This window comes from Candidatus Polarisedimenticolia bacterium (assembly GCA_036004685.1).
Lineage (GTDB): Bacteria > Acidobacteriota > Polarisedimenticolia > Gp22-AA2 > AA152 > DASYRE01.
The window spans coordinates 96,774-119,629 of sequence record DASYRE010000048.1 but is presented as its reverse complement, the minus strand read 5'-3'; the positions used below and the strand labels follow the sequence as shown (position 1 = coordinate 119,629).

Here is a 22,856-nt window from a genome sequence, read left to right as displayed (position 1 = left end):
GGCGAGAATTAACCCTTGAGGGGCGTGCTGCATCTCAGAAATCGCGTTAACATCGAGGCCGTCGAGGCGCCCGGATTGCAAGGCGCGCCGAAGCGCCGCGTCAAGGTACGCAAACGAGGCACGAAGCAGCCGCTCGCGAGGGATCGGCGTCCGAATTCAAGGCGGGCTTGGAGCCAGCGGCCGAAATTAAAGAGCGGGTTGGACCCGGCGGCGTACCGCCGCGGGTCAACCCGCCGCATGGTACGAGATTGGAGAGGCGCGACCGCCGAAAATGACCCGACCCCGCCGGTTCCTGATGATCCTCGTCGCCGCGGTCCTCATCCTGATTTGGGGGACGACCTGGGGGGCGATCCGGGTCGGCCTGAGGGGCATTCCCCCGTTCACCGGCGTGGCGCTGCGGTTCAGCCTTGCCTCGCTGATCTTGCTCGCCGTGGCTTGGGGGTCGGGCATTCCGCTGGGGCGGGCGCGCCACGAGCGCATGCTCTGGGTGATCAATGCGCTGCTCACTTTCTCGTCTTCCTACGGCATCGTCTACTGGTGCGAGCAGTACGTTCCTTCAGGCCTGACCGCGATCCTTTTCTCAATCTTCCCGTTGTTCGTCGCAGTGCTCGCGCACTTCTTCCTGCCGGGAGAGCGGATCGATGGAATGGCCCTGGCGGGGATTCTTCTGGGCTGCGCCGGAACGGCGCTCATCTTCTCGGAGGACCTGGCGCGTCTCGGAGGGCCGATGACGGCGCTGGCATCGGGAGTGATGCTCCTGTCGCCCCTCGTCTCGGCCGTGGCCAACATCGCCGTGAAGCGCTGGGGAAAGGGGATTCATCCCCTGTCGCTGGCGGCCGTGCCGATGGGGATGACGGGACTGATTATGGGCGGGGTGGCCCTGCTCACGGAGCGGGACCTGCCGATCTCCTTCGATGGGGCGTCGCTCGGCGCCCTCCTCTATCTCGCCCTCTTCGGCTCCGCCCTCGCCTTCACGCTTTATTTCTGGCTCCTGTCGCACGCCAGCGCCACCCAGGTGTCCCTGATCGTCTATCTCCTCCCTCTGATCGCCGTGGCGGTGGGCATCCTGTTCCTGCACGAGCGGTTGACCCTCCCCATCCTCGGCGGGTCGGCGCTCGTCCTCTGCGGGGTGGCGATGGCGGTTCATGCGCACGCCGCGCCGTAGTGGCGCCGGCGGTCATTCCAGGAAGGCGGCGAAAACCTCGTTGGCGACGGAATAGCCGCGGGACGTGAGCCGCAGCCGGGTTCCGCGGCGCTCCAGGACTCCCGCCGCTTCGAGCTCTTCGAGCCTCGGCCGGGCGCCGCGCAGCGGATCGTCGATGCCGTGGGCCCGGCTCACCGGTTCGACGTCGATCCCCTCCATCAGGCGCAAGCCCGCGAAGATCGCCTCGGCGAGCCGCATCCGCGGAGAAACGGGATCCTCCTCCCAGACCGGCGGGACGCCTTGTCGGGCCGATTCCAGGTAGGCCTCCAGGTTGCGCGCCACCCGGAAGCGCCGGCCGGCGAGGTACGACCAGGCCGACGGTCCGCATCCCAGGAAAGGGCGGTCGGTCCAGTATTTCAGGTTGTGCCGGCAGCGGGCGCCGTGCCGCGCGAAGCTGGAAATCTCGTAATGCTGCAGGCCGGCCCCCGCCAGGGTCTCGGCGGTGATCTCGTAGAGATCGGCGGCTTCGTCCTCGGTGGGAGGCCTGAGATCGCCTCTCTCGATGCGCGACCTCAACGCCGTCTCCTTGTCCATTTCCAGGAGGTAGGCCGAGAGGTGATCCGGCGCCAGATCGAGGGCGGTGCGCAGATCCTCGCGCAGATTGGCGGCGTCCTGCCCCGGCAGCGCCAGCATGAGGTCGAGGCTGACGCTCGCAAATCCGGCGCCCCGCGCCGCCTCCACGGCACGCACCGCGTCCTGCGGGGAATGGGCCCGCCCCAGCGTTTCCAGGATCCTCTCCTGAAAGCTCTGCACCCCCAGGCTCAGGCGGTTGACCCCGAGGGAGCGGAACGCCACAAGCTTTTCCTGGGTGACACTCTCGGGGTTCGCTTCGATCGTGATCTCCGCGTGCGCCTCGATCCGGAAGGCGGAGGCGGCGGCGCCGAGAATCGCCTCCAGATCCGGCGGCGCGAGGAGCGAGGGGGTCCCCCCTCCGACGTAGACGGTGTCCACGCGAGCCCCGCGCATCCCGAGGGCGGCGGCGCTGGCTCCGATCTCGGCGGCGAGCGCGGAGGCGAAACCTCGGACTCCCTCTGTCCCCGGATAGGATTGCGTGAAGAAGTCGCAATAGGTGCAGTGGGAGGTGCAGAAGGGGACGTGGAGGTAGAGGCCGAGAGGATCAGATGACGCCAAGGGCCTCTCTCCGGATCCAGCCCGCCCGGCCGTCGGGGATCGTGACCTGCACCCAGGTTTGCCGGCGGTTATGAATCCTGACTTTGGTCCCTTCGTGGACGGATGCCAGAAGGGTGTTCTCCGATCCGGGGCCGCTGAGCACTTCCACTTTCGCCGCGAGCACGATCGCCTCGTCCGAGGCCTGGCGCGCCCGCGCCTGCGCCAACCCCCAGCCTCCGGCGGCGAAGGAAAGCACGAGAAGCAGCGCCGCGGCGATCCCCACCCCCGGCGCCCATCGCCGGCCGGCCGCCAGCAGCCAGACGGCCGCCAGCGCCATGGCGGCGAGATAGAGGCCGGTGAAGATCTGCATCACCTGCTCGATCCGGAGCACATCCCGCCCGCGCTCCAGAAGAGACACCACCCAGGGACGATCGTCCGCCGGGACCCGATCCCGGATCCGCACGTTGGCGAAACGGAGATTCTCGCGCGCGTCCTCGTCGGTCGGGTCGAGCTTGAGCGCCTTCTCGTAGTAGAGGATCGCCTCGCCGATACGGTTCGACTTGAAGCAGGCATTCCCCAGGTTGTAGTAGACGCGGCTGCTCCGCACGCCGGCGCCCAGAATTTTCCGGTACAGATCGGCGGCCGCGCCGTAATCGCCGCGCGCGTAGGCATCGTTGCCTCTGGCAAAGAGGACGTCGACGGAGCCCGCCCCCGCGCCGGCCGCGCCCAGAAGCCACGCCGCGGCGAGGAGCGCCGTGGCGAGCCCCGCCGCGCGCTCCCTCGCGGATGGCCTCACGCCGGCCTCACCGCTGTCTCCAGCTCCTCGATGACTTCGCCGGCGTTCCTCGCGGCGCGCTCCATCTCCTCCTTCTCCGAGGACGACGGGGCGAAGCGGGCGAAATCGCAGGCCTCCAGGCTGCGGCGGAACCGCTGCCGCGTCTCCTCCGCGACGCCGCGCGCGGCGAGGATCTCCTCGATGCGGTCATAGGTCAGGCCCGACGCCGGCACTCCGACCTTGTCCGCGAGGTAGGCGGTGAGCGCCGAGGCCAGCTCCTGGTAGAAATGGCGGGACTCGCCGGGGGACAGGCGGGACCGGGCGCGGGAGAGCCGCTTTTTGGCCAGCCTCGCCGCCCGGCGGCTGCGGAGCTGTCCCTCCTGGCCCGCCCGGGAGGATCGCCGGCGCGCCACCGCCAGAAGCGCCAGGTTCAGGAGCAGCGGCGCGGCCAGGACGGCCATGAAGGCCCGGCTCGCGAAGAAGTCGCCCCCTTCGTCCTCGATGTGCCTTCCCGCCAGCTTGATGTACCGGATGTCGGAGCCCAGGACGGGAATCTCGGACCGCCCTGCGACCGCCTGGACCGGCATCTCGGAGAGATCCCCTTTCGCGATGCTCAGCCGGACGGGGCCTTCCTGCAGGACGCGGTATTGCGCCGTCTGGGGATCGAAGTACGCGAAGCGCACCGGCGGGATCTCCTGCTCGCCGGGCGCCAGTGGGATGAGGACGTAGTTCCAGGTCTTGCTGCCGACCAGCGTTCCCCCTTTCGCCTGGACCGACTCCTCCACTTTTGGCTCGTATCGCTTGAAATCATGGATTTCAGGGAGGATGGGGCTCTGGAGAGTGCTGACGTTGCCCTGCCCCTCGACACGGACGCGGAGCCCGACGGCGTCGTTGACTCGGCTCGCCTTGCGATCAGGAGTGACCTCCAGCGTGAACCGTCCGACGGCTCCCGTGAACTCACGAGGCCGGCCCTGCAGCGGAAGCTCCTTGACCCGGATCGTGACCGCTTCGCTGGCCCGGAACAGGCTCTCGGTGGGCTGGAAGAAGAACGAGTCGAACGGGTCGTTCCCGCGCCTTCGGACGGCGAAGTGGAAGGTCAGGGGCGGGATCGTGAAAGTGCCGGGGTTGGTCGGAAACAGCGCCTTCTTCAACACGGTGTACTCGATGAAATTCCCCTCCGGGCGCTGCACCGGGCGGGCGTCGTACTTGCCGTCCTTGTCGTCCGTCTTGATGTCCTCCACCCAGAAGCCCTGATAGGTGGGCTGATCCTTCAGCGACATCTGGGCGATCTCGAACTGCGTGTCGACCTTGTAAATCAGCGTCACCTGCTCGCCGGGGTAGACTTCGGCCTTGTCCACCTTGGCTTCGACGAAGAGCTGCGAGGGCACGGTCGGCGGCGGCGCGATCCTCCGGCGGGTCTCCGGATCGGAGAAGGTGGAGCCGCGCGGGAGGACCTCCACGCGCAGCGGCTCCGTCCGGTAGATCTGCCCCCCCAGCTTGACCTCCAAAGGCGGGATGGGGCGCGTCCCTCGCCCCTGAGGAATGAGCACGTAGGTGTAGGTCCGGGAGGCGCTGGTCCGGCCGTTCACCCATTGGAAGAAGGTGGATACCGACGGCCCGCCCGCCAGGGAGAAGCCGGGAAGCTGCGACAGATCGGGAGGCTCGTCCGGCGCCTGGCTGCTTCCGCTGATCTCGATCACCAGCGACACCTCGCTCCCTTCCGCGACCCTGTCCGGCTCGACGCGCGCCCGCACCTGGGGCTGCTGGGCCGGAATCGCGGTGAACGCGGCCAGGAAGAGACCGAGAGGCAGAGCCCGCCGGAAGAAGTTCCTCACCAGTCCTTCTCCACCTTTTCCTGTTCGTCCGAGGCCTTCTGCAGGCGCTGCTTCAAGTTGGCCTTCTCATCTTCCTGCAAAGCGTTGAGGATCCGCTCCGCCTCTTCTTTCGACAGGGCGCCTTTTTCCCTCCGCTCGGGTCGGCTCTCGGGCCGCTGCTCCGGCTGCTTGTCCTCTTTCTTCGACTGGCCCGCCTGAGGCGCCTGCGGCTTCGGGGACTGCTGCGGGTCCTTGTCCTGCTTGCCGCCTCCGGATTGATTTTGCGGCTGCTGCTGTTGCTTCATCCGGAGGAGGGCCAGCTCCAGGTTCTTCTTGGCGTCACGATCGGACGGCTTGAGCTTGAGGGTCCGCTGATAGGCGGCGATCGCCTCCTTGAACTGATCCTGCGAGAAAAACGTGTTCCCGAGGTTGTAGACCGCCCGCGGATCGAGCGAGGGGTCGGCGGCGGCCAGGGCGCGGCGATATTCGTCACGCGCCTTCTCCACCTCCCCCTTCCGGAAAAGGACGTTCCCCAGGTTGTAATGTAGCTGCGGCGCGTCGGGGGCCTCGATCTGGGCCTCGGTATAGCGCTTGAGGGCTTCGTCGTATTTCCGCTGCCCGTAGAGATGGTTCCCTTCCTCGTTCTTGGACCTCGCTCCCGCGAACACGCAGGGCGCGCACGCCACCGCGACCAGAGCGCCGCGCAGGAGGATTCTCCGAAGCCCCGGCCGGCCGATCATCGTTCCTCCTCCCGCTTCCCGACCAGGAGCCGGCCGCCGATGCCCGCCTCCAGGACGAGCGCGAACAGCGCCGCTGCGAGCGGCAGCTGGTAGCGCTCCTCATAGGTGATCAGCAGGCGCGAGCCGATCTGACGGCTTTCCATCTTGGCGATGCGATCCTCGATGTCGCGGATCTCGCGCCCTTCGGCCGTGACGGGCAGATAGCGGCCTCCGGCCGCCTCGGCGATCTCCGACAGCTTGACAGGATCGAGGCGGCTGGTGACGATCTTTCCTTGCCGGTCCTGCTTGTAGCCGGTGACCGGACCGTCCCCTTCCCGCAGAGGAATGGGAGAGCCGGCGCCGGTCCCTACCCCCAGAGTATAAATCACCACTCCCTGGCGGGCCGCCTCGCGGGCCGCCTCGAGCGCGTCGCGCTCGTGATCCTCCCCGTCGGTGATCAGGACCAGGACCTTGTAGCGTTTCTCGGGAGTGTCGAAGGCCTGCGTGGCCTTGCGAATCGCCGAGGCGATGGCGGTGCCGGGAACGGGAAGCAGGGTCGGATCCAGGACGTCCAGGAAGATCTTGGCCGCGGCGTAATCCAGCGTCAGGGGGCACGCGACGTAGGAATCGCCCGCGAAGGCGACGAGTCCGACGCGATCCCCCCCGAGGGTGTCGACGAGCGAAGCCACCTCCTCCCGCGCGCGCACCAGCCGGCTCGGCTTCACGTCTTCCGCCAGCATCGAGGCGGAGACGTCGAGCGCCACCATGACGTCGACGCCTTTCCGGCGGATCTCCTCCACCTTGCGCCCCCAGCGCGGGCGCGCCAGGCTCAGGATCAGGAAGGCCGCCGCGAAAAGAATCAGGAAGACCCGGATGGCCCAGCGGAGGGGGCCGGGCGCCTTCACGAGCCGGGCCACGAGATCCTCCCGCCCGAACCGGGCCAGGAGCTTGCGCCGGCGCCGGCGGACCAGGACGAGAAACAGCCCCAGCAGAGGAATCAACAAGAAGAGAAACAGGGCTCGCGGCTCGCCGAAGGGCAAGGGACCTCCGTCAGGGGATCTGGCGAAGCCGGGTCTGGGAGACTCCGACCTCGATCAGGAAGAGAAAAGCGCCGGGAAGGAGAAAGGCCGGAAACAGCTCGGTGAATCTCAGATAGCGCTTGACCTTCATCTCCGTCTTCTCCATGCGGTCGATTCTCTTGAAAATCGACTCCAGGCTGCGGGCGTCGGTGGCGCGAAAGTAGAGACCGCCGGTCGCCGAAGCAATCGCCTTGAGCGTGTCCTCGTCGATGTCGGCGGGAATGTACAGGTACCGGCGGCCGAAGACGGGATCGTCGACGGGGTAGGGGGCCTCCCCTTTCGTCCCCACTCCGATGGTGTAGATCTTGATCCCGAGCGCCTGCGCGAGCGCCGCCCCGGTCGCCGGGTCGATCGACCCGCGGTTGTTCCTCCCGTCGGTGAGCAGCACGATGACCCGGCTCTTCGCCCGGGATTGCCTCAGACGGTTCACGCTGGTTGCGAGCCCCATGCCAATCGCCGTGCCGTCCTCGCTGCGCGGGGCGAGGGAAACGCGGTCGAGCAGCGTCTGAAGCACTCCGTAATCGAGCGTGAGGGGGCATTGCGTGTAGCTCTTCTCCGCAAAGATCACCAGGCCGATCCGATCGTTCTGCCGCCCCCGGATGAACTTCGCCACCGTTTCCTTCGCGACGTGGAGGCGGTTCTTGGGCTTGAAGTCCTCCGCCGCCATGCTGCCGGAGTTGTCCAGCGTCAGGAGGATGTCGATCCCCTCGGTGAGCACCTCCTCTTCGGTGTGTCCCGCCTGGGGCCGGGCCAGCGCGACGATGAGGAGGGACAGGGCGAGCATCCGGAGCGCGAAGGGCGCGTGCCGCAGGCGCAGGGTCCAGGCGGGCTGGATCCGAGCGAAGATCCGGACGTCGGGGAACCGCAGGGACCGCTGGCCGCGCTTCAGCGACCAGACGTAAAGTGCGGTCAGCACCGGGATCAGGAAAAGCAGGAAGAGCCATTCGGGGTTCTGCCAGTGCCAGCTCACGGAGCCGCCTCCGGCGAGAGCGCGGGCGGCGCCGCGCCCATGGGCGGAGCCGGGGGCGGCGGGGCCGTCACGAGCTTCGTCTGATCGACGAGCTTGTAGGCGCGATCCACCGTCCGGCGAATCTCCTCCTCCGCGGGGAAGTACTTCGCGAATTTCACCAGGTCGGTCTCGTTGAAGAAGTCCCGCGTCAGCCCTTGCTCCGGCGAGCCGACCCGCACCTGCCTCATCGCTTCGAGCACTTCCCCGGAGGTCCGCTCGAGCGTCTCGATGCCGAAGCGTCCCGCGAGATAGGTCTTGATGATCTCCGCGAGCTCCACGTGGAACTCCTTGATCTTCCCCGAGCGCAGCAGGCCCGAGGCGAGGAGCCTCTCGAGCTCCCGGTAGGCCAGCTCGTGCGGGGGGATCGGAGGTCCGGCGGGAGCCGCGACGGGCGCGGCCGGCTTCCTGCGCCTCCGCCGCCACCAGAAGATCGCGGCCACGAGCAGCGCCAGGAGCACGGCTCCGATCGCCGCCGCGACCCAGGGGAACGGGGGAAGGGGAAGCTGCGCGGGCGGCTTGATGTCGGCCGGCTCGTCCTTCGGCCCTTTCAGGACCGAGACGATCTCGAGCGGCACGGGCGCGGAGGAGGCGCTGCCTCGCTTCCCTCCCGGTCCCGTCCAATCGACCCGGAAGGCGGGAAGGGACGTCTTCCCGGTCTCGAAGGCCTGCGCGGAGAAGAAGAAGAGGTCCCGCGACGGCGCGCGCGGCTTCGGTTCCGTCTTTGCGCCCGGCGCCGCGGACGCGGAGGCCGGCTCGATCACCAGTGTGCTTCCCTCTCCCAGCACCGGAACGGGGGCGAGCACCGCGATTCCCGGGGGGTGCGCGACCGCGATCTTCACGACGATCCGATCCCCCACCGTGGCCGTCGCGCGATCCGCGGAAGCCTGGACTGTCACCGGCTCCTCGGCCCGGAGTGCCGGGAGGCCGGCCGCGGCGCAGGAGACCGCCAGGAGCGCGGCGGCGCGAAGCGGCCTCATCGCATCCTCCGGGCCCGCTCGTGGAAGAAGCGGACCAGCGGAACGTCGTAAGGCTGTCCCGTGGTCAGCTCCACCGCGTCCACTTTGTTCTGCCGGAAGAGCCGCCGGCGCGTCTCGGCGCGATCGCGCGCCTCGGCCGCAAAGCGCTCCCGCACGCGCCGGTCCCAAGTGTCGACCACGAGGGTCCGTCCCGTCTCGGCGTCCTCCAGCTCGAGGATTCCGATCGCCGGCAGCTCCATCTCCCGAGGGTCCGAGAGCGACACGGCGATGAGGTCGTGCTTGCGATTGGCGATGCGCAGCGCCCGCTCGAATCCGCTGTCGAGAAAATCGGACACGACGAACGCGACGCTGCGGCGGCGGACGCCGCGGGAGAGAGACTCCAGCGCCAGGGTCAGGTCGGTCCGCTTTCCCGTCGGCTCGAACGTCAGTACCTCCCGGATCACTCTCAGGACGTGGTTTCGGCCTTTCCGGGGAGGCACGTAGCGCTCCTCCCGATCGGTGAAGACGAGCAGGCCCACTCGATCGTTGTTCCGGATCGCCGAGAACGCCAGCAGGGCGCAGACCTCCGCCGCCACGCCGCGCTTCGTGCCGGCGACCGTGCCGAAATCGCCCGACGCCGAAGCGTCCACGAGCAGCATCACCGTTAGCTCGCGCTCCTCGACGTATTTCTTTACGAACGGATGGCCCATCCGGGACGTGACGTTCCAATCGATGGTCCGGATGTCGTCGCCGGGGGTGTACTCGCGGACTTCGTCGAACTCCATGCCGCGACCCTTGAAGACGGAGTGGTACTCCCCGGCGAGCGACTCGTTCACGAGGCGGTTCGTCCGGATCTCGATCCGCCGGACCTTCTTGAGGATTTCCTGGGAGGTGAGAGGCATCGGCGCGTCCTCGCCAGCCGGAGAGCCGGGTCAGGGAACTTCGATGGTGTCCAGGACCCGCTGGACGATGTGTTCGGGCGTGACGTCTTCCGCTTCCGCCTCATAGGTGAGCAGGACGCGATGCCGCAGCACGTCGAACGCGATCGACTTGACGTCTTCGGGGGTCGCGTAGCCGCGCCCCTTCACGAACGCGTGGGCCCGCGCGGCGAGCGTCAGGAACAGCGTGGCCCGGGGTGAAGCGCCGAACGCGACGAGCGGGGCGATGTCCAGCTTGTAGTCCTTGGGCGATCGCGTCGCGAAGACGATGTCGACGATGTAGTCGCGGACCCGATCGTCCATGTAGATCTGATTGACCACGTCCCGGGCGCCGAGAATCTCCGCGGGCGAGACGACCCGCCGCACCGCGGGGAGCGCCTCTCCGGACATGCGATCGAGGATGGCCCTCTCCTCGGCCTTGCTCGGATACTCCACCTTCAGCTTCAGCATGAAGCGGTCGACCTGCGCCTCGGGCAGCGGATAGGTCCCCTCCTGCTCGATCGGGTTCTGCGTCGCCAGCACCAGGAACGGCGGCTCGAGCGGATAGGTCCGGTCGCCGAGCGTCACCTGCCGCTCCTGCATCGCCTCCAGCAGGGCCGACTGGACCTTCGCGGGCGCCCGGTTGATCTCGTCCGCCAGGATCACGTGCGCGAAGAGGGGCCCCTTTTTCGGCGTGAAAACGCCGTCCCGGGGGTTGAAGATCATCGTCCCGATCAGGTCGGCGGGAAGCATGTCGGGGGTGAACTGGATCCTCTGGAACTTCGCGTCGATGGCGTCGGCGAACGTCTTCACCGAGAGCGTCTTCGCCAGCCCGGGCACGCCTTCGAGCAGCAAGTGGCCCTGCGTCAGAACGCCGATGAGCAGACGATCCAACAGGTAGCGCTGTCCCACGATCACTTTCCGCACCTCGGAGAGCAGGGGCTCGACGAAGCTCCCCTTCTGAGCCACGAGGTCGTTGATGCGCCGGATGTCCTGTTCCATGTTTCTCCTGTGTCCAACCCGATCCTCCGGGCGGATCGCGGAATGGGTGGCGAACGGGGACTCTGTTCCCAAAAGGCGCACTCCGGCCAAGCTGCTCACCGGAATGCGGCCGGGTGTCGGCTGCCCATCATAGCAACTGCGGTGCCACTTGGAAAGGAACGTGACACGTTAACGGACTGTTTTCATGGAGTTTATCAACCCCGGAGGAGGGGGCGCCGGGGCCGGCGCCAGGATGGCGGCGCCTGGCGCGCCTCGAGAGGATAGCGCGTCAGTTTGGCATAGGGAGGGGGGACGGCGCAGAACGAAGAATCAAAAGTCGAGCTGAACCCCGAGCTGGAATCGCCGGCCGAAACGGCGCGTCTCGTCGCTCTGAAGCGTCCGGAACCGGTTGTCGATCTCGGAGACCCGGAGCGCGTCGCTGTTCAGCAGGTTGTGAAGCTCGAAGAAGGCGCCCGCACTCACCTTTCCCAGGACGAGGTTCTTCTGGGCGCGGACGTTGAGGTCGTAGGTCGCATGATTGCGATGGGCGTTCCGCAGCTCGGGAATGAACTTGCCGGTGTTGGGATCGCGGTAGCCGAACAGGCGCCGCGTCTGCGTGAATTGGACGTTGTCCCCCGATTGGAAGCGGTTGACGAAGCTGAAGGGAAGGCCCGACGACCAGTTGACCGATCCGCCGACCTGCCAGTCGCCCGGAAGGAACGCGACCGCGTTGAACCTCGCCACGTGGCGCTGGTCGTAGGACAGATAGCCGCTCTTCAGCTCCGTGAGGGCCGGATCGTCCCCGTTCTCGGAGAGGAACGTCTCTGCCTGGCCGGTCGCCTTGGAGAAGACGTAGCTGGCGTCCATCAGCCATTTGCGCCGCAGCCGCCGCGAGATCTGCAGCTCGTAGCTGTGGTAGGCCTGGCTGTTGTAGTTCCCGACCCGGAAGATCTGGTTGAAGTTGACGTTGTTGATGAAGAGATCGGGATAGCTGTCCGCCTCGATCGCTTCGATCCCTTTGTTGTTCCGGATGCCGAGCGTCCGGCCGAAGTTGTCGCAAAGGCCGCTCAGGGTGTGCTCGTCGGGGCCGGGGCACATCGTCGCCGTGGCCTTACGAACGCTGTGGTTGACGTCGATGTCCTGGAGCAGATCCCGGTAGGCCCGGCGGACGTAGGTGAGCGAGAGGGAGACTTCGGGGGCGATCTCGCGATAGAACCCGGCGCTCAGCTCGTCGGTGAAGGGCGTCCGCATGCCCCGGTCGACCTGAGTGGCGGCGGGAGGCGGGGCCGAGATCCGCTTGCCGATCTGGTTGTTCGGCAGTCCGGCGAGATCGACGCCGTCGGCGTCGTACTGGTAGTAGGGACTGATGAGGTCGGGCCCCTCCTCGCCGATTACCGTCTCCAGGAAGAGGTTCCCATAGTACCGGCCCCACGAGGCGAAGACCTTCGATTTCCCGTCGGATCGCGGATCCCAGGAGAGGCTCAGCCTCGGCGCCAGGTTGTTGTTGGTGATCAGGACATCCTGGGGTTGGCGGGGCCGCCCGCTGCGCAGGAGGTTGGGGTCGTGGATGTTGAGCTGGGACAGCAAGGCGCTTTCAATCGACGTGAGGAAGTTGTGACGCGAGAAGCGCCGGGGGGCGATCTCGGCCAGCTGGGATTCGAGCTGCGCGTAGCGGACCATCGAATAAAGGGGATCGCCGGTGAATCCCAGGTTGACGACTCCATCCTGGTTGAAATCGGCAAACCGGGGGGCCGCCTCGAACCCATTGAGCCCCATCAGGATGTCGAACTCCCGGCGCTGCGCGGCCGGCTCGAAGAACTCGAACCCCTCGGAATGGATGCTCTCGCGATCGAAGCGGAGCCCGAGGTTGACCGACAGGTTGGGAAGGGGCTTGTAGGTGTCCTGGAAGTAGAAGCCGAGATGATCGCCGCCCGCCGTGTTGTGGACGTCTCCCTGCGTCGGCAGCAGCGTGCCCACGGTTCCTCCGTTCCTTCCGCTGGCCGGGTCGAATCCCGTGGAGACCGTCAGGTAGGGCCGCTGGTGCGTCGTCCGCTCGAAGCTCTCCTGCTCGAAGACGGCGCCGATCTTGAGATCATGGCTGCCCAGCAGATCGTCCACGTAGGCGGAGAGATCGCTCTTGAGCGTGTCGCGGGTCCGCGAGTCGGTGTAATCGAAGTAGAAGGGGCCCGAGATGCGGTTGGTGTTGTCGCTGAGGACGTAATCGCGATCGGGGAACTGAGGAGCGTGGAACTCCCCGCGCTGCGCTACGTGGTCGCCGTTGCGATCCTCCCAGAACGGGAACGGCGTGTACCCCGAGCCCGGCAAGGTGTCCAGCTCGTCGTTGCCGTTCCGATCTTCCGAGTCGAAGCGACCGTTGCCCCCCGTCCCGGGCTCCGTCCCGTCCGGGCAAAGCGACCGATTGGAACAGGGAATCCCCCGGTCCTCCGCGGGATCCACGATGCCGTTCTCGTTCGCGTCGGTCTCGAAGTCGATCCGGCCGTTGCAGTTCACGTCCTCGCGCTCTTTCCCCTCGCAGCCGTAAGGCCCCGTCAGCTGTCCGTCGCGATCGATGTCCTCGCCGTAATGGATGCGCCTGTTGCGGTCCAGCTCGCAAAGAGGATCGTCGAAATCGTAAGACCCATCCGGGTTGCGAGGACAGTCCCGCAAACTGCGGTTGTCGTTCAAGTCGAATCCTTTCGACTCGTACCAGCCGGGATACTCTCCCGACGGTGGAAAGCAATACCTTTCCCCCGTCTCGGGGTTGTTCTCGCAGCCATCCAGGACTCCGTCGCCGCTCACGTCCTCGAAGATGTCGTACCGCCCGTCCCGGTCGTAGTCCTCTCCCGGATCCCGCTCGCGCGCGTTGCGGAACCCATCCTGGTTCCCGCCGAGGGCGCGGATGCCGTCGACGAACAGAAGTCCGTTGCCGTTGGTGTCGGGATTCAGGGTCGGGGTGACGCTGAACGATTGATCGAAACGGGAGAGAGCCGTCTCCAGCGAGAGATTCGGGCTCAGGGTAGCGGTGTCGCGCAGCGTGGTCGTCGGCCCGCCGCGATGGAACTCGTAGCCGCTCTCCAAGTCGGTGAAGCTGTCGAGGCCGTTGTTGTCTTCACGCGTGTCGTCGTAGAGGATCTCGAAGACGAGCTGATTCGACGGGACCATCTGCCAGGTGGTCTTCGCGGTGGCGCGAATGGCGTGCGTCCCCGCGATGAAGGCGTGCGTCCCGACGTTTACGGGCTCCTCGATCTGGACGTACTCCGGCGCGAAGAAATACCAGAGCCGGTCCTGGATGAAGGCCCCCGAAAGGGACAGGAACGGATAGAGGTCGGTGAACCTCTGATCCCGGAAGCCGTTCCGCTCGCCGAGACCGCCGCGCACGTCGGTCGGATCGGTCCCGGCGCCGTCGCCGTCGAGGCGACTCGTCTGCATGAAGAACTTGAACGTCCCTTTGAACTCGTTGCCGCCCGACTTCGTCAGGATCTTCACAAACCCGCCCGCAGCGCGACTGTACTCGGCAGTGGCCCCCGCCGTGATCACCTCGATCTCCTGGATCGACTCGACGTTCAATTCCTGTCCGTAGAGCCCGGTGAAGGGATCGGTCGTGTTCACGCCGTCGACCAGCGTGACGACGTCGGTGTCGCGCGCGCCGTGGATGTTCGGATTCCCGGTATTGTCCACGTCGGTCACTCCGGGAACGAGGGTCAGGATGTCCTGATAGTCTCTTCCCAGGATCGGCAGACCCGAAAGGAACTCCGAGCTGATCGTCGTGCTGGTCGTGGCCGACTCGGGTTTCACGACGTCGACGGTTCCCTTGACCCTTTCCTCCTGGACGATCGCCGGCCGGAGCGTGATGCCCGGGAAGACGTTCTCTCCGGGGACAAGCTGCACGTCGTGAAAGACGAGGGTCTGATAGGAGGGAAGGCTCGCCCGGATGGAGAATCCGGTGCCGGGAGGGACGTTGACGATCCGAAACTCCCCTTTCGCGCTGGTCACGGCGCCGCGGGGCCCCACTCCAAGGGCTGGATTCTCCAGGACGACCGTGACTCCCGGCAGGAGGCTGCCGTCGCGGTCCACCACGACTCCGTTGAGCGCCGCGAGCCCCGGAGTCTCCGCGATCGCCCCGGCGACACTCCCTCCAAGGAGGAACCAGGCGAGGCAGGGGATGAACAGCCTGCGACAGCTGCGAATCAGGCTTTTTGCCATGGTGCGCCGGCCGCTCCCGCCGCTTCGCGTGCTCGTTGGATCCGACTTGGAGAGCTGCCCGAATGGGCCTGGGGTTCATTGTGGTGGCTCGGCAAGCGCACTGTCAAGGGGGGGACCGCTGCCCGATGCTGCTTTCGGTCTGCGGCCCTTCCCCCGTTGCCGAACCCTCGGGGCGCGCGAATCAGCGCCCGTTTGCCCAAGGACCGATCCGGCCAGGGGAGAGGAACGGAACGCCTCAGTCCCGGCAGGACGTTTCGGGCGATTCAGGGCTTTCGCGGGCGCCGGCGCGCCGCGCCACGGGGCATCCAGCGGTAGCGTGCGAGGTCGAGGGTGCCGTTGGCCCGGAATTCGACTCCTTCTCCTTTCAGCAGAGCCTGTTGGAGGCCCGGTGGGATGTCGGGCATCCGGTCGGTGGAACAGCCTCCCGAAGCGTTGATGACACGGTGCCAGGGAACCCCTCGCGGGCTTCCATGCATCGCCCAGCCGACTGCGCGTGGAGAGAGGCGGCTGCCCAGCAGGGTCGCGATCTGGCCGTAGGTCATGACGCGGCCCCGGGGGATGCGCCGGACTTGGGCGTAGACGGCCTTCCAGCCGTCCCTCCGGCAGCCCTGGACCTCGCCATGGACCCGAGTCTCGCCTCCCCTCCGGCGCAACGCCGGGAGCCCCCGCTTCATCGAGTTCCTTCCCTCCTGCCGGCCTCTGTCTGCCGGTCCCAAGCGCTGATTCACCAAGAATGTTCCTGAGTATAAACCCGTGGGACCTGTCCCGCCGCCGGCCCGATCCCCTGACCTGGACCTCAGACTCGTTGACAGCCTCCTCCCCCCGTCCGATAATGCGTTCGTGCGTCTCGCCGTGAATTCTCTTCGGATCTGCCGATGCCCCTCTCGGTCCTGCTGGTCGACGACGCCGGCTTCGTCCGCTCGATGCTCCGCGCCATCCTGGAGTCGGGCGATCATCGCGTCGTCGCCGAGGCGTCGGACGGCGCCTCGGCGCTGAGTCTCAAGGACGAGCTGCAGCCCGATCTCATCATCACCGATCTCATCATGCCGGGAATGGACGGCGTCGAGACGACGCGCGCCCTGGTGGGCGCCGACCCCTCGGTCCGGGTGATCGTCTCCGCCGCGCGCGATCAGGAAGGTGCGGTCCTCCGCGCTCTGGCGGCGGGCGCCCGCGATTTCCTCCGGAAGCCTTTCTCGCCGGCGGAGGTCCTCGGCGCGCTCCAGGATCTCGAAACACCCGCCGATCCTGATCCCGGTCCGGAGAGGCGGGTGGCGTTGCGGCTCACCCTCCGTCCTGGGACGTCCTTGCCGTCGGCGCGCCTCCGGGTGCTGGCAGCGCGCTGCTCCTCCTTGGGACGTGTCGTTTCCGGCATGCCGCCGTCCGGAATCCCGCTTCAGGAGGGAGGCGCGCCGGTTCTCGACCTCACCCTGCAGACGCGCCATTCTCCCGAGGCGGCGAAGCGATTCCTGCGGCCCCTGCCGGCGGTCCTCGACGTCACGGCGGAGATCGTTCTGGAGCCCGAGCCGGAAGCTTCCATGGAGCTCTCGCTTCCCGCGCCTCCTCTGCAGGGAACCGTACGGGTTCGCGCCGAGCTGCTCCAGCGCCTCCTCGATCGGGCCGAAACGGCCCGCGCCGACCGGGATCTCCTGGCCGCCGCCCTGGAAACCTCGGGGGCGCCGGGCTCGGACGAGGCCCTGAAGAGGCTGGAAAGAAGCCTGGCGGAGATTCGCGCCGAGATCCTGTCCGCCAGGATGGTGCCGTTCGATCGGATCGCTCCCAGACTGGGGCGTTGCGTGGAGGAATCAGCCGCCGCTTCCGGCCGGGAGGCGGTCTTCTCGCTCACCGGAGGGGAAAGCCGCGTCGATTTGGCCCATCTCGAGCAGATCGCGCAAATCCTGATGCGGCTGCTCCCGAGAATCGTCCGGGAAGGAGTGCAACGCTCCGACATCCTGCGGCAGATGGGGTGGATCGAGCCCTGCCGGGTGACGACGGCGGTCTCGCGGAACGGCTCGGCGCTGGTGCTGAGAAGCGGCGTCTCGGCGCCGCCTCATCCGAAGCCGGGCGGGCTCCTGGCCGGCGAGATCGGGGACCTCGTGGCGCGTCTCGGGGGAAGCGCCGCCGTCGTAGGAGATGGAGAGGACTGGAAAGTGGAGATGGTTCTGCCGGCCGGCGTAGCGCTCGTCCGTTCCTACCTGTGCCAGGTGGGAAAGCAGCTCCTGGCGGTGCCGGTCGCGAACGTCGAGCGCTCGGTGGAGCTGGACGTGTCGCAGATCCGCCTGCGGGAAGGGCGATCGTTCTGGGAGGAGGATCCGGAAGAGCCGATTCCGCTGGTACGCTTCGACCGCATCCCGTGGGTGGACGCCGACGGCCCTTCTCTGCGGGGGTTTTCAGGCCTGCTGTATCGCGTCGGCCCGCAGCGCTACGCTCTCGCCACCGACGCCGTGCTGGGGCAAGCCGACGTCGTCATCCGTCCGCCGCTCAACGGGGGAGAGGAGGCCCGGCTCGCCGGAACCGCGATCCTGTCCGACGGAAGCACGGCGCTCGTTCCCGATCTTCTGAGACTGGCCCGGGTGCGCTGAGGCGGGAGCGGGGGGATCAGGCGGTGTGACGATCGATCAGCTTCGCGAGGTTCTCCTCGGAAGTCGTCCCCACCACCTGCTCGACAACCTTGCCATCCTTGAAGAGAAGCAGCGTCGGGATGCTGAGAATCCCGAACTTCGCGGCCAGCGCCTGATGCTCGTCGACGTCCACTTTCCCGATGCGGGCCTTCCCCTTGAAGCGGACCGCCACCTTGTCCAGGATGGGAGCCATCAAACGGCAGGGGCCGCACCATTCAGCCCAGAAATCGACGAGGATCGGTCCGTTCCCTTGCCCCGATATCTCGCGCTCGAAGCTCATCGCGTCCAAAATCAAGACCTCTTCACTGGCCATCTATCTACTCCAAAAGTCCGTGGTTTTTATATCATAGATTTCTCCGGCCCGCCAAGTTGGCGCCGGGGCCGGGTCCTCGACACGGTGCTTGAGATGCCGGATCCCGCCGCCCGGATACATCTTTGACCCCGGCACCCTCCGCCCGGACGCGCCGCCGCCTGGGGCAGCACTTCCTGGCCGACCCCGGCGCGGTGCGGCGCCTCATCGAGGCCGTCGCCCCGCAGCCCGGGGAGCGCTTCTTCGAAGTGGGCCCGGGCCGGGGCGCCTTGACGGCGCCGCTGCTCGAGGCGGGCGTGAAGGTCCTGGCCCTCGAGATCGATCCCCGGCTGGTCAGGCGGCTCGAGAGCGTGACGGCTTCGGAGAACCTGAGAATCGTCGCGGGCGACGTCCTGCGCGTCGATTTGGCCGCTCTGTTTGACCAGGAGCTGCCTCCCGGCCGCGGCCTGCGCGCCGTCGGGAACCTCCCCTATTCCGTGGCCTCGCCGGTCATCCTCCGGCTCCTGGCCCTCTCCGAGCGTTTCGAGGATCTGACGCTGATGGTGCAGCGGGAGGTGGGGGAACGAATCCTCTCCCCTCCCGGGAAGCGCGAGTACGGGATCCTGACGCTCCTGTGCGGCTGCCGCGCCGAGGCGGTCCGGCTGCTCGACCTTCCTCCGGGCTGTTTCTCGCCCCCGCCGGAGGTCCACTCCACCGTCCTGCGCTTCAAGCCCCGCCTCTCGCCCTTCGCCTCGTCCGCCGACGGGGCGATCTTCGAGCGGGTGGTGAAGGCGGCTTTCTCGGCGAGACGGAAGAAAATCCGGAACTCGCTCTCCGGCGGATCGGGACTCCCCCCGGAGAAGGTGGAAGAATGGCTGGAAGCGGCGGGGCTGGATCCCGCCGCCCGCCCCGAAGACGTTCCGCTCCAAGGATACCTGGAGCTGGCCCGGCGCCGGCCGCAGATGCCGTGAGTCTTCGCGTCGCTCCCGCGGCTCAAATTGATATATAATCCGCGCCGTTCGCGCTTCCGCCGAGGCGCCCGGTGGACGCCGGAGCGGGCGCCCCTTTCCGAGACAGGATGAAGTCCGCCGAAAAGTCCTTCCAGGGCTCCCGCGCTCAGCCTCACCTCGAGATCCTCTTCCTGGGGGGATGCGGCGAGTTCGGCCTGAATTGCACCCTCTTCCGGTACGGCGAGGAGATCCTGGTCGTGGACGCGGGGCTGATGTTCCCCGAGGAGGACCTTCTCGGAGTCGACTTCGTCATCCCCGACATCCAGTACCTGTTCGAGCGCGCCCGCAAGGTGCGCGGCATCGTCCTCACCCACGGACACGAAGATCACATCGGCGCCGTCCCCTACCTTTACGAGGCGGTGCGGGCCCCGCTCTACGGGACCGAGTTCACGCTCGGGCTGGTCCAGTCGAAGCTCCAGGAGCACCGGCTCGACGCGCGCGCCGACCTGCGTCCGGTGAGCGCCCGGGACGTCGTGAAGATCGGGCCGTTCGAGGTGGAGTTCGTCCAGGTGACCCACAGCATCCCGGGCTCGATGTGTCTCGCCATCCGCACGCCCGTCGGCCTGGTGATCCACACGGCCGATTTCAAGATCGATCAGACCCCGGTGGACGGCCGGCTTTTCGACTTCCCGCGGCTGGGGCAGTTCGGAGACGAGGGCGTGCTGGCCCTGCTCGGGGACTCGACCAACTCGGAGCGCGAAGGATTCACCCCCTCCGAGCGCCGGGTCGGCGAAGCCCTGGAGCCGATCCTGCGCCGCGCCCTCGGCCGGGTCATGGTGGCCACGTTCGCCAGCCACATCCACCGCGTGCAACAGATCCTCGACATCGCCGCCGCCAACAAGAAGCGTGTCTGCCTGGTGGGGCGCAGCCTCCTGCAGAACACCAAGGTCGCGGAGCGCCTCGGCTACCTGACGATTCCCGCCGGAGTCCTGATCGAGCCGAAAGCGGCCTCGCGCGTCTCCCCGGAGCGCATGCTCTTCGTCGTCACCGGCAGCCAGGGCGAGCCGATGTCGGCCCTCTCCCGCATCGCACTGGAGGAGCACAAGGAAGTGACGATCGGGGACGGCGACCTGGTGATCTTCTCGGCGCGGACGATCCCCGGCAACGAGAAGTCGATCTCCCGGGTGGTGAACCACCTCCTCAAGCGCGGGGCCGACGTGATGCTCGACGACCACCACGGTTCGATTCACGCCTCCGGTCACGCCAGCCAGGAGGAGCTGAAAATCATGCTCAACCTGACGCGCCCCCGGTACTTCATCCCGATCCACGGCGAGTACCGCCAGCTCCATCGCCATGCCCGCCTGGCGCGGGAGGGCGGGATCCCGCCGGAGCGCATCCTCCTGGTGGAGGACGGCGATCACCTCGAGTTCACTCGGGACAAGGGGTGGAAATCGGAGAAGATCAGCACCGGCCGGGTGTTCATCGACGGCACGCGGGAAGAAGTGGAGGAAGTCCTGATCCGGGACCGCCGCCATCTCTCGGAGGACGGTATCGTGACGGCCGTCGTCGTGATCAACAAGGGGAGCGGGGAAATCGAGACGGAGCCGGAAATCGTGAGCCGCGGCTTCGTCCTGGAGGAAGAGGAGGACGGAATCCTGCAACGCGCGGCCGACATCGTCCGGCAGACCGTCGCTTCCTCGACGATGGAGGAGCGCGGCGACGTCCACGTGATCCACGCCAAGCTGCAGGGGAACCTGAAGCGCTTCTTCCGCAAGGAGCTGGGGCGGCGGCCGATGATCATCCCCATGGTGATCGAGATTTGAAGACCAAGGAGAAAGCGAAGCGGGAGCGCCAACGCCAGCGTCCGCGGATCGATTGGGGGGGGATCCTCCGGAGCCGGCGGTTCGGCGAGGCGTGGGGAATCGTCCTCCTCGTCGGCTCGCTCCTCCTGCTCCTGGCGCTCCTCTCGCACACCCCCGAGGATCCGACGCTGTTCGGATCGGGGAGCGAGTCGCAGCCGGCGAGCAACCTCGTCGGTCATTTCGGGGCGAACGTCTCGGAAGGAGCGCTGCAGTTCCTTGGCTTCGGCGCTTATTTGGTCCCCTTCCTCTTCGGGTGGTCCGGATGGAAGCGTTTCTGGAACCGCCCCGGCGAGGGCCGCCCCTTGCGGACGGCGGGCGCCTTCATCCTCATCTTCTCCTCCGCCGCGCTCCTGAGCCTTCTCCTGGGAGATCGCAGAATCGCCGGCGAGCCGCTCGACGCCGGGGGATGGCTGGGGAACGTCCTCGCCGCCTCGTTGAAGTCGTATCTGAGCTTCGCCGGCACGGGGGTGGTATGCGTCGGCTTGATCGGGGTGGGAGTCCTCATGGCGACGCGGGTCTCGCTCGCCGAGATGTTCGTCAAGAGCCGGGGCCTCGTCCAGGGGACGACCGGGAAGTTCGTCGTCACCTGGGCGCGCCGCCGCGAGGCGAAGCGGAAGGAGGCGATGCGCAACGAGGTGGTGCGAAAGCACACCCGCACGCGGGACGACGCCCCCAAGCGGGAGGCTCCGAAGGAAGCCTTCGAATCCCCCGAGGTCGCCGGCGCCGCGCCGGCGGCCCCCGTGGCGCGGAAGCTCGAGCCGAAGCCGGAAAGAGAGATCCGCCGGGAGGCCGCCGCCCCCGCCCAGCCCGCCTTCCCCTTCGTCAACTCCCTCGGCTACGTCCCGCCCCCGCTGTCGCTCCTCCACGAAGGCAAAGAGGAGCAGGCGGTCGACGATCGGGAGCTGATGGAGACGGCCAAGCTCATCACCTCCAAGTTCCAGGAGTTCCAGGTGGCGGGCCAGGTGGTCCAGATCCACCCGGGCCCCGTGGTCACCACCTTCGAGTTCAAGCCCGACGCCGGAGTGAAATACAGCAAGATCACCTCGCTGTCGGACGATCTCTGCCTCGCGATCCAGGCGGAATCGGCCCGGATCGATCGCGTCTCGGGGAAATCGACCGTCGGGATCGAGGTCCCGAACAAGCGGCGGGAGATCATCGCCCTGAGGGACCTGCTCGCCTCGGAGAAGTTCACCTCCTCGCCGCACAAGCTGACCCTGGCGCTCGGCAAGAAGATCCACGGCGAGCCCTTCATCGCCGATCTGGCGCGCATGCCGCATCTGCTCATCGCCGGGGCGACCGGAACGGGGAAGAGCGTCTGCCTGAACACCATGATCACGAGCATCCTCTACAAGGCCAGCCCGGAAGAGGTCAAGTTCATCTTCATCGACACCAAGCGCCTCGAGCTGGGAATCTACGATCAAATCCCCCACCTCCTCACGCCCGTCGTCACGGAGCCGAAGCACGCCAGCAACGCGCTGAGGTGGGCGACCCTGGAGATGGAGCGGCGCTACCGCTCCCTGGCGGAGTGCGGGGTGCGGAACATCGACCAGTTCAACGCGCTTCTGGCGCTGTCGCGCAAGGAGAAGAAGCCGCTGACCCACTCCGTGGCGACGGCCGACGGCGGGACGAAAGAGGAGGAGGTGAAGCCGCTTCCCTTCATCGTGGTCGTGATCGACGAGCTGGCCGATCTGATGATGACCGCCGCGGCCGACATCGAGGAGTCGATCACGCGCCTTGCCCAGATGGCCCGCGCCGTCGGGATCCACCTGATCCTCTCCACGCAGCGCCCGTCGGTAGACATCATCACCGGCGTGATCAAGGCCAACTTCCCGAGCCGCATCGCCTTCCGCGTCTCCTCGAAAGTCGACTCCCGCACGATCTTGGACACGAACGGCGCCGAGCAGCTCCTCGGCAACGGCGACATGCTCTTCCTGCCGCCGGGATCCTCGCGGCTGCTCCGGCTGCACGGCCCGCTGCTCACCGAGGCGGAGTCGAACCGCGTCATCGCCCACCTGCGCAAGCAGGGCAAGCCGGAGTTCAATCCAGCGGTCACCAAGGGGCCGGAGTCGAAGCGGGAGGGGGGGGACGACGAGGTGGACGAGGTCTACGAGCAGGCGGCGCGGCTCGTGGTGCAGACCGGGCAGGCTTCCATCTCGCACCTGCAGCGCCGCCTGAAGCTCGGCTACGCCCGCGCCGCGCGGCTCGTCGACATGATGGAGCGCGACGGCATCGTCGGCCCGGGCGAAGGCGCCAAGCCCCGCGAGATCCTGGTCAAGCCGAACTACTTCGAGGAGATCGACCGCCACCGCAGCGCCGTCGAGCCCGACTCGGTCAACTGATTACACCCCGCTTCCCCTCCGTCTCCGTCGT

17 protein-coding genes are annotated in these 22,856 nt (G+C 67.2%); 5 read left to right on the top strand and 12 right to left on the bottom strand.

Annotation, left to right across the window (positions count from 1 at the left end; all coding sequences use genetic code 11):
* Positions 1–271: 271 nt before the first annotated feature.
* Complete coding sequence (locus tag VGR67_13130) at positions 272–1,165, top strand: EamA family transporter (GenBank protein HEV8337354.1); 894 nt, start codon at positions 272–274, stop codon at positions 1,163–1,165.
* A 12-nt stretch (positions 1,166–1,177) separates the two neighbouring features.
* Here VGR67_13130 and hemW read toward each other — a convergent pair whose 3' ends face one another.
* The 11 genes from hemW to VGR67_13075 all read right to left on the bottom strand — a co-directional run bounded on the left by hemW (position 1,178) and on the right by VGR67_13075 (position 15,441).
* On the bottom strand, positions 1,178–2,335 hold the full coding sequence (hemW, locus tag VGR67_13125) for a radical SAM family heme chaperone HemW (GenBank protein HEV8337353.1): 1,158 nt from the start codon (positions 2,333–2,335) through the stop codon (positions 1,178–1,180).
* A complete protein-coding gene (locus VGR67_13120) occupies positions 2,322–3,110 on the bottom strand; it encodes a tetratricopeptide repeat protein (protein HEV8337352.1) in 789 nt (262 codons plus the stop codon). Before VGR67_13120 ends, hemW begins: the two co-directional genes overlap by 14 nt.
* Positions 3,107–4,924 carry a BatD family protein gene (locus VGR67_13115; protein ID HEV8337351.1) on the bottom strand — a complete coding sequence of 606 codons (1,818 nt, stop codon included), beginning with the start codon at positions 4,922–4,924 and terminating at the stop codon, positions 3,107–3,109. Before VGR67_13115 ends, VGR67_13120 begins: the two co-directional genes overlap by 4 nt.
* Positions 4,921–5,643: a tetratricopeptide repeat protein gene (locus VGR67_13110; GenBank protein ID HEV8337350.1), complete on the bottom strand. Its 723-nt coding sequence runs from the start codon at positions 5,641–5,643 to the stop codon at positions 4,921–4,923. Before VGR67_13110 ends, VGR67_13115 begins: the two co-directional genes overlap by 4 nt.
* Positions 5,640–6,662: a VWA domain-containing protein gene (locus VGR67_13105; protein HEV8337349.1), complete on the bottom strand. Its 1,023-nt coding sequence runs from the start codon at positions 6,660–6,662 to the stop codon at positions 5,640–5,642. The genes VGR67_13110 and VGR67_13105 overlap by 4 nt, the downstream gene beginning before the upstream one ends.
* A 10-nt stretch (positions 6,663–6,672) precedes the next feature.
* Entirely contained in the window at positions 6,673–7,671 is a 999-nt protein-coding gene (locus VGR67_13100) for a VWA domain-containing protein (GenBank protein HEV8337348.1), read from the bottom strand.
* Positions 7,668–8,687 (bottom strand): hypothetical protein, encoded by a 1,020-nt coding sequence (locus VGR67_13095; protein ID HEV8337347.1) that lies wholly within the window; start codon positions 8,685–8,687, stop codon positions 7,668–7,670. Before VGR67_13095 ends, VGR67_13100 begins: the two co-directional genes overlap by 4 nt.
* The gene (locus VGR67_13090; protein HEV8337346.1) at positions 8,684–9,568 is read right to left on the bottom strand and encodes a DUF58 domain-containing protein; all 885 of its coding nucleotides are present in this window, start codon (positions 9,566–9,568) and stop codon (positions 8,684–8,686) included. Before VGR67_13090 ends, VGR67_13095 begins: the two co-directional genes overlap by 4 nt.
* A 30-nt stretch (positions 9,569–9,598) precedes the next feature.
* On the bottom strand, positions 9,599–10,585 hold the full coding sequence (locus tag VGR67_13085; protein HEV8337345.1) for a MoxR family ATPase: 987 nt from the start codon (positions 10,583–10,585) through the stop codon (positions 9,599–9,601).
* A 309-nt stretch (positions 10,586–10,894) separates the two neighbouring features.
* Positions 10,895–14,767: a carboxypeptidase regulatory-like domain-containing protein gene (locus VGR67_13080; GenBank protein HEV8337344.1), complete on the bottom strand. Its 3,873-nt coding sequence runs from the start codon at positions 14,765–14,767 to the stop codon at positions 10,895–10,897.
* 263 nt (positions 14,768–15,030) lie between these two features.
* Positions 15,031–15,441: an MGMT family protein gene (locus VGR67_13075; GenBank protein HEV8337343.1), complete on the bottom strand. Its 411-nt coding sequence runs from the start codon at positions 15,439–15,441 to the stop codon at positions 15,031–15,033.
* Positions 15,442–15,642: 201 nt separating this feature from the next.
* Between VGR67_13075 and VGR67_13070 the strand changes: the two genes are divergently transcribed.
* Positions 15,643–17,346, top strand: a complete 1,704-nt coding sequence (locus VGR67_13070; protein HEV8337342.1) for a response regulator — start codon at positions 15,643–15,645, stop codon at positions 17,344–17,346.
* A gap of 16 nt (positions 17,347–17,362) precedes the next feature.
* On the opposite strand, the gene trxA is transcribed toward VGR67_13070, so the two are convergent.
* Positions 17,363–17,698 carry a thioredoxin gene (trxA, locus tag VGR67_13065; protein ID HEV8337341.1) on the bottom strand — a complete coding sequence of 112 codons (336 nt, stop codon included), beginning with the start codon at positions 17,696–17,698 and terminating at the stop codon, positions 17,363–17,365.
* Between the two features lie 122 nt (positions 17,699–17,820).
* On the opposite strand from trxA, the gene rsmA reads away from it, so the two are divergent.
* From rsmA to VGR67_13050, 3 genes are all read left to right on the top strand, one after another.
* Complete coding sequence (gene rsmA, locus VGR67_13060; GenBank protein ID HEV8337340.1) at positions 17,821–18,645, top strand: 16S rRNA (adenine(1518)-N(6)/adenine(1519)-N(6))-dimethyltransferase RsmA; 825 nt, start codon at positions 17,821–17,823, stop codon at positions 18,643–18,645.
* A 107-nt stretch (positions 18,646–18,752) separates the two neighbouring features.
* Complete coding sequence (locus VGR67_13055) at positions 18,753–20,447, top strand: ribonuclease J (GenBank protein ID HEV8337339.1); 1,695 nt, start codon at positions 18,753–18,755, stop codon at positions 20,445–20,447.
* Positions 20,444–22,825, top strand: a complete 2,382-nt coding sequence (locus tag VGR67_13050; GenBank protein HEV8337338.1) for a DNA translocase FtsK — start codon at positions 20,444–20,446, stop codon at positions 22,823–22,825. The genes VGR67_13055 and VGR67_13050 overlap by 4 nt, the downstream gene beginning before the upstream one ends.
* Positions 22,826–22,856: the final 31 nt, after the last annotated feature.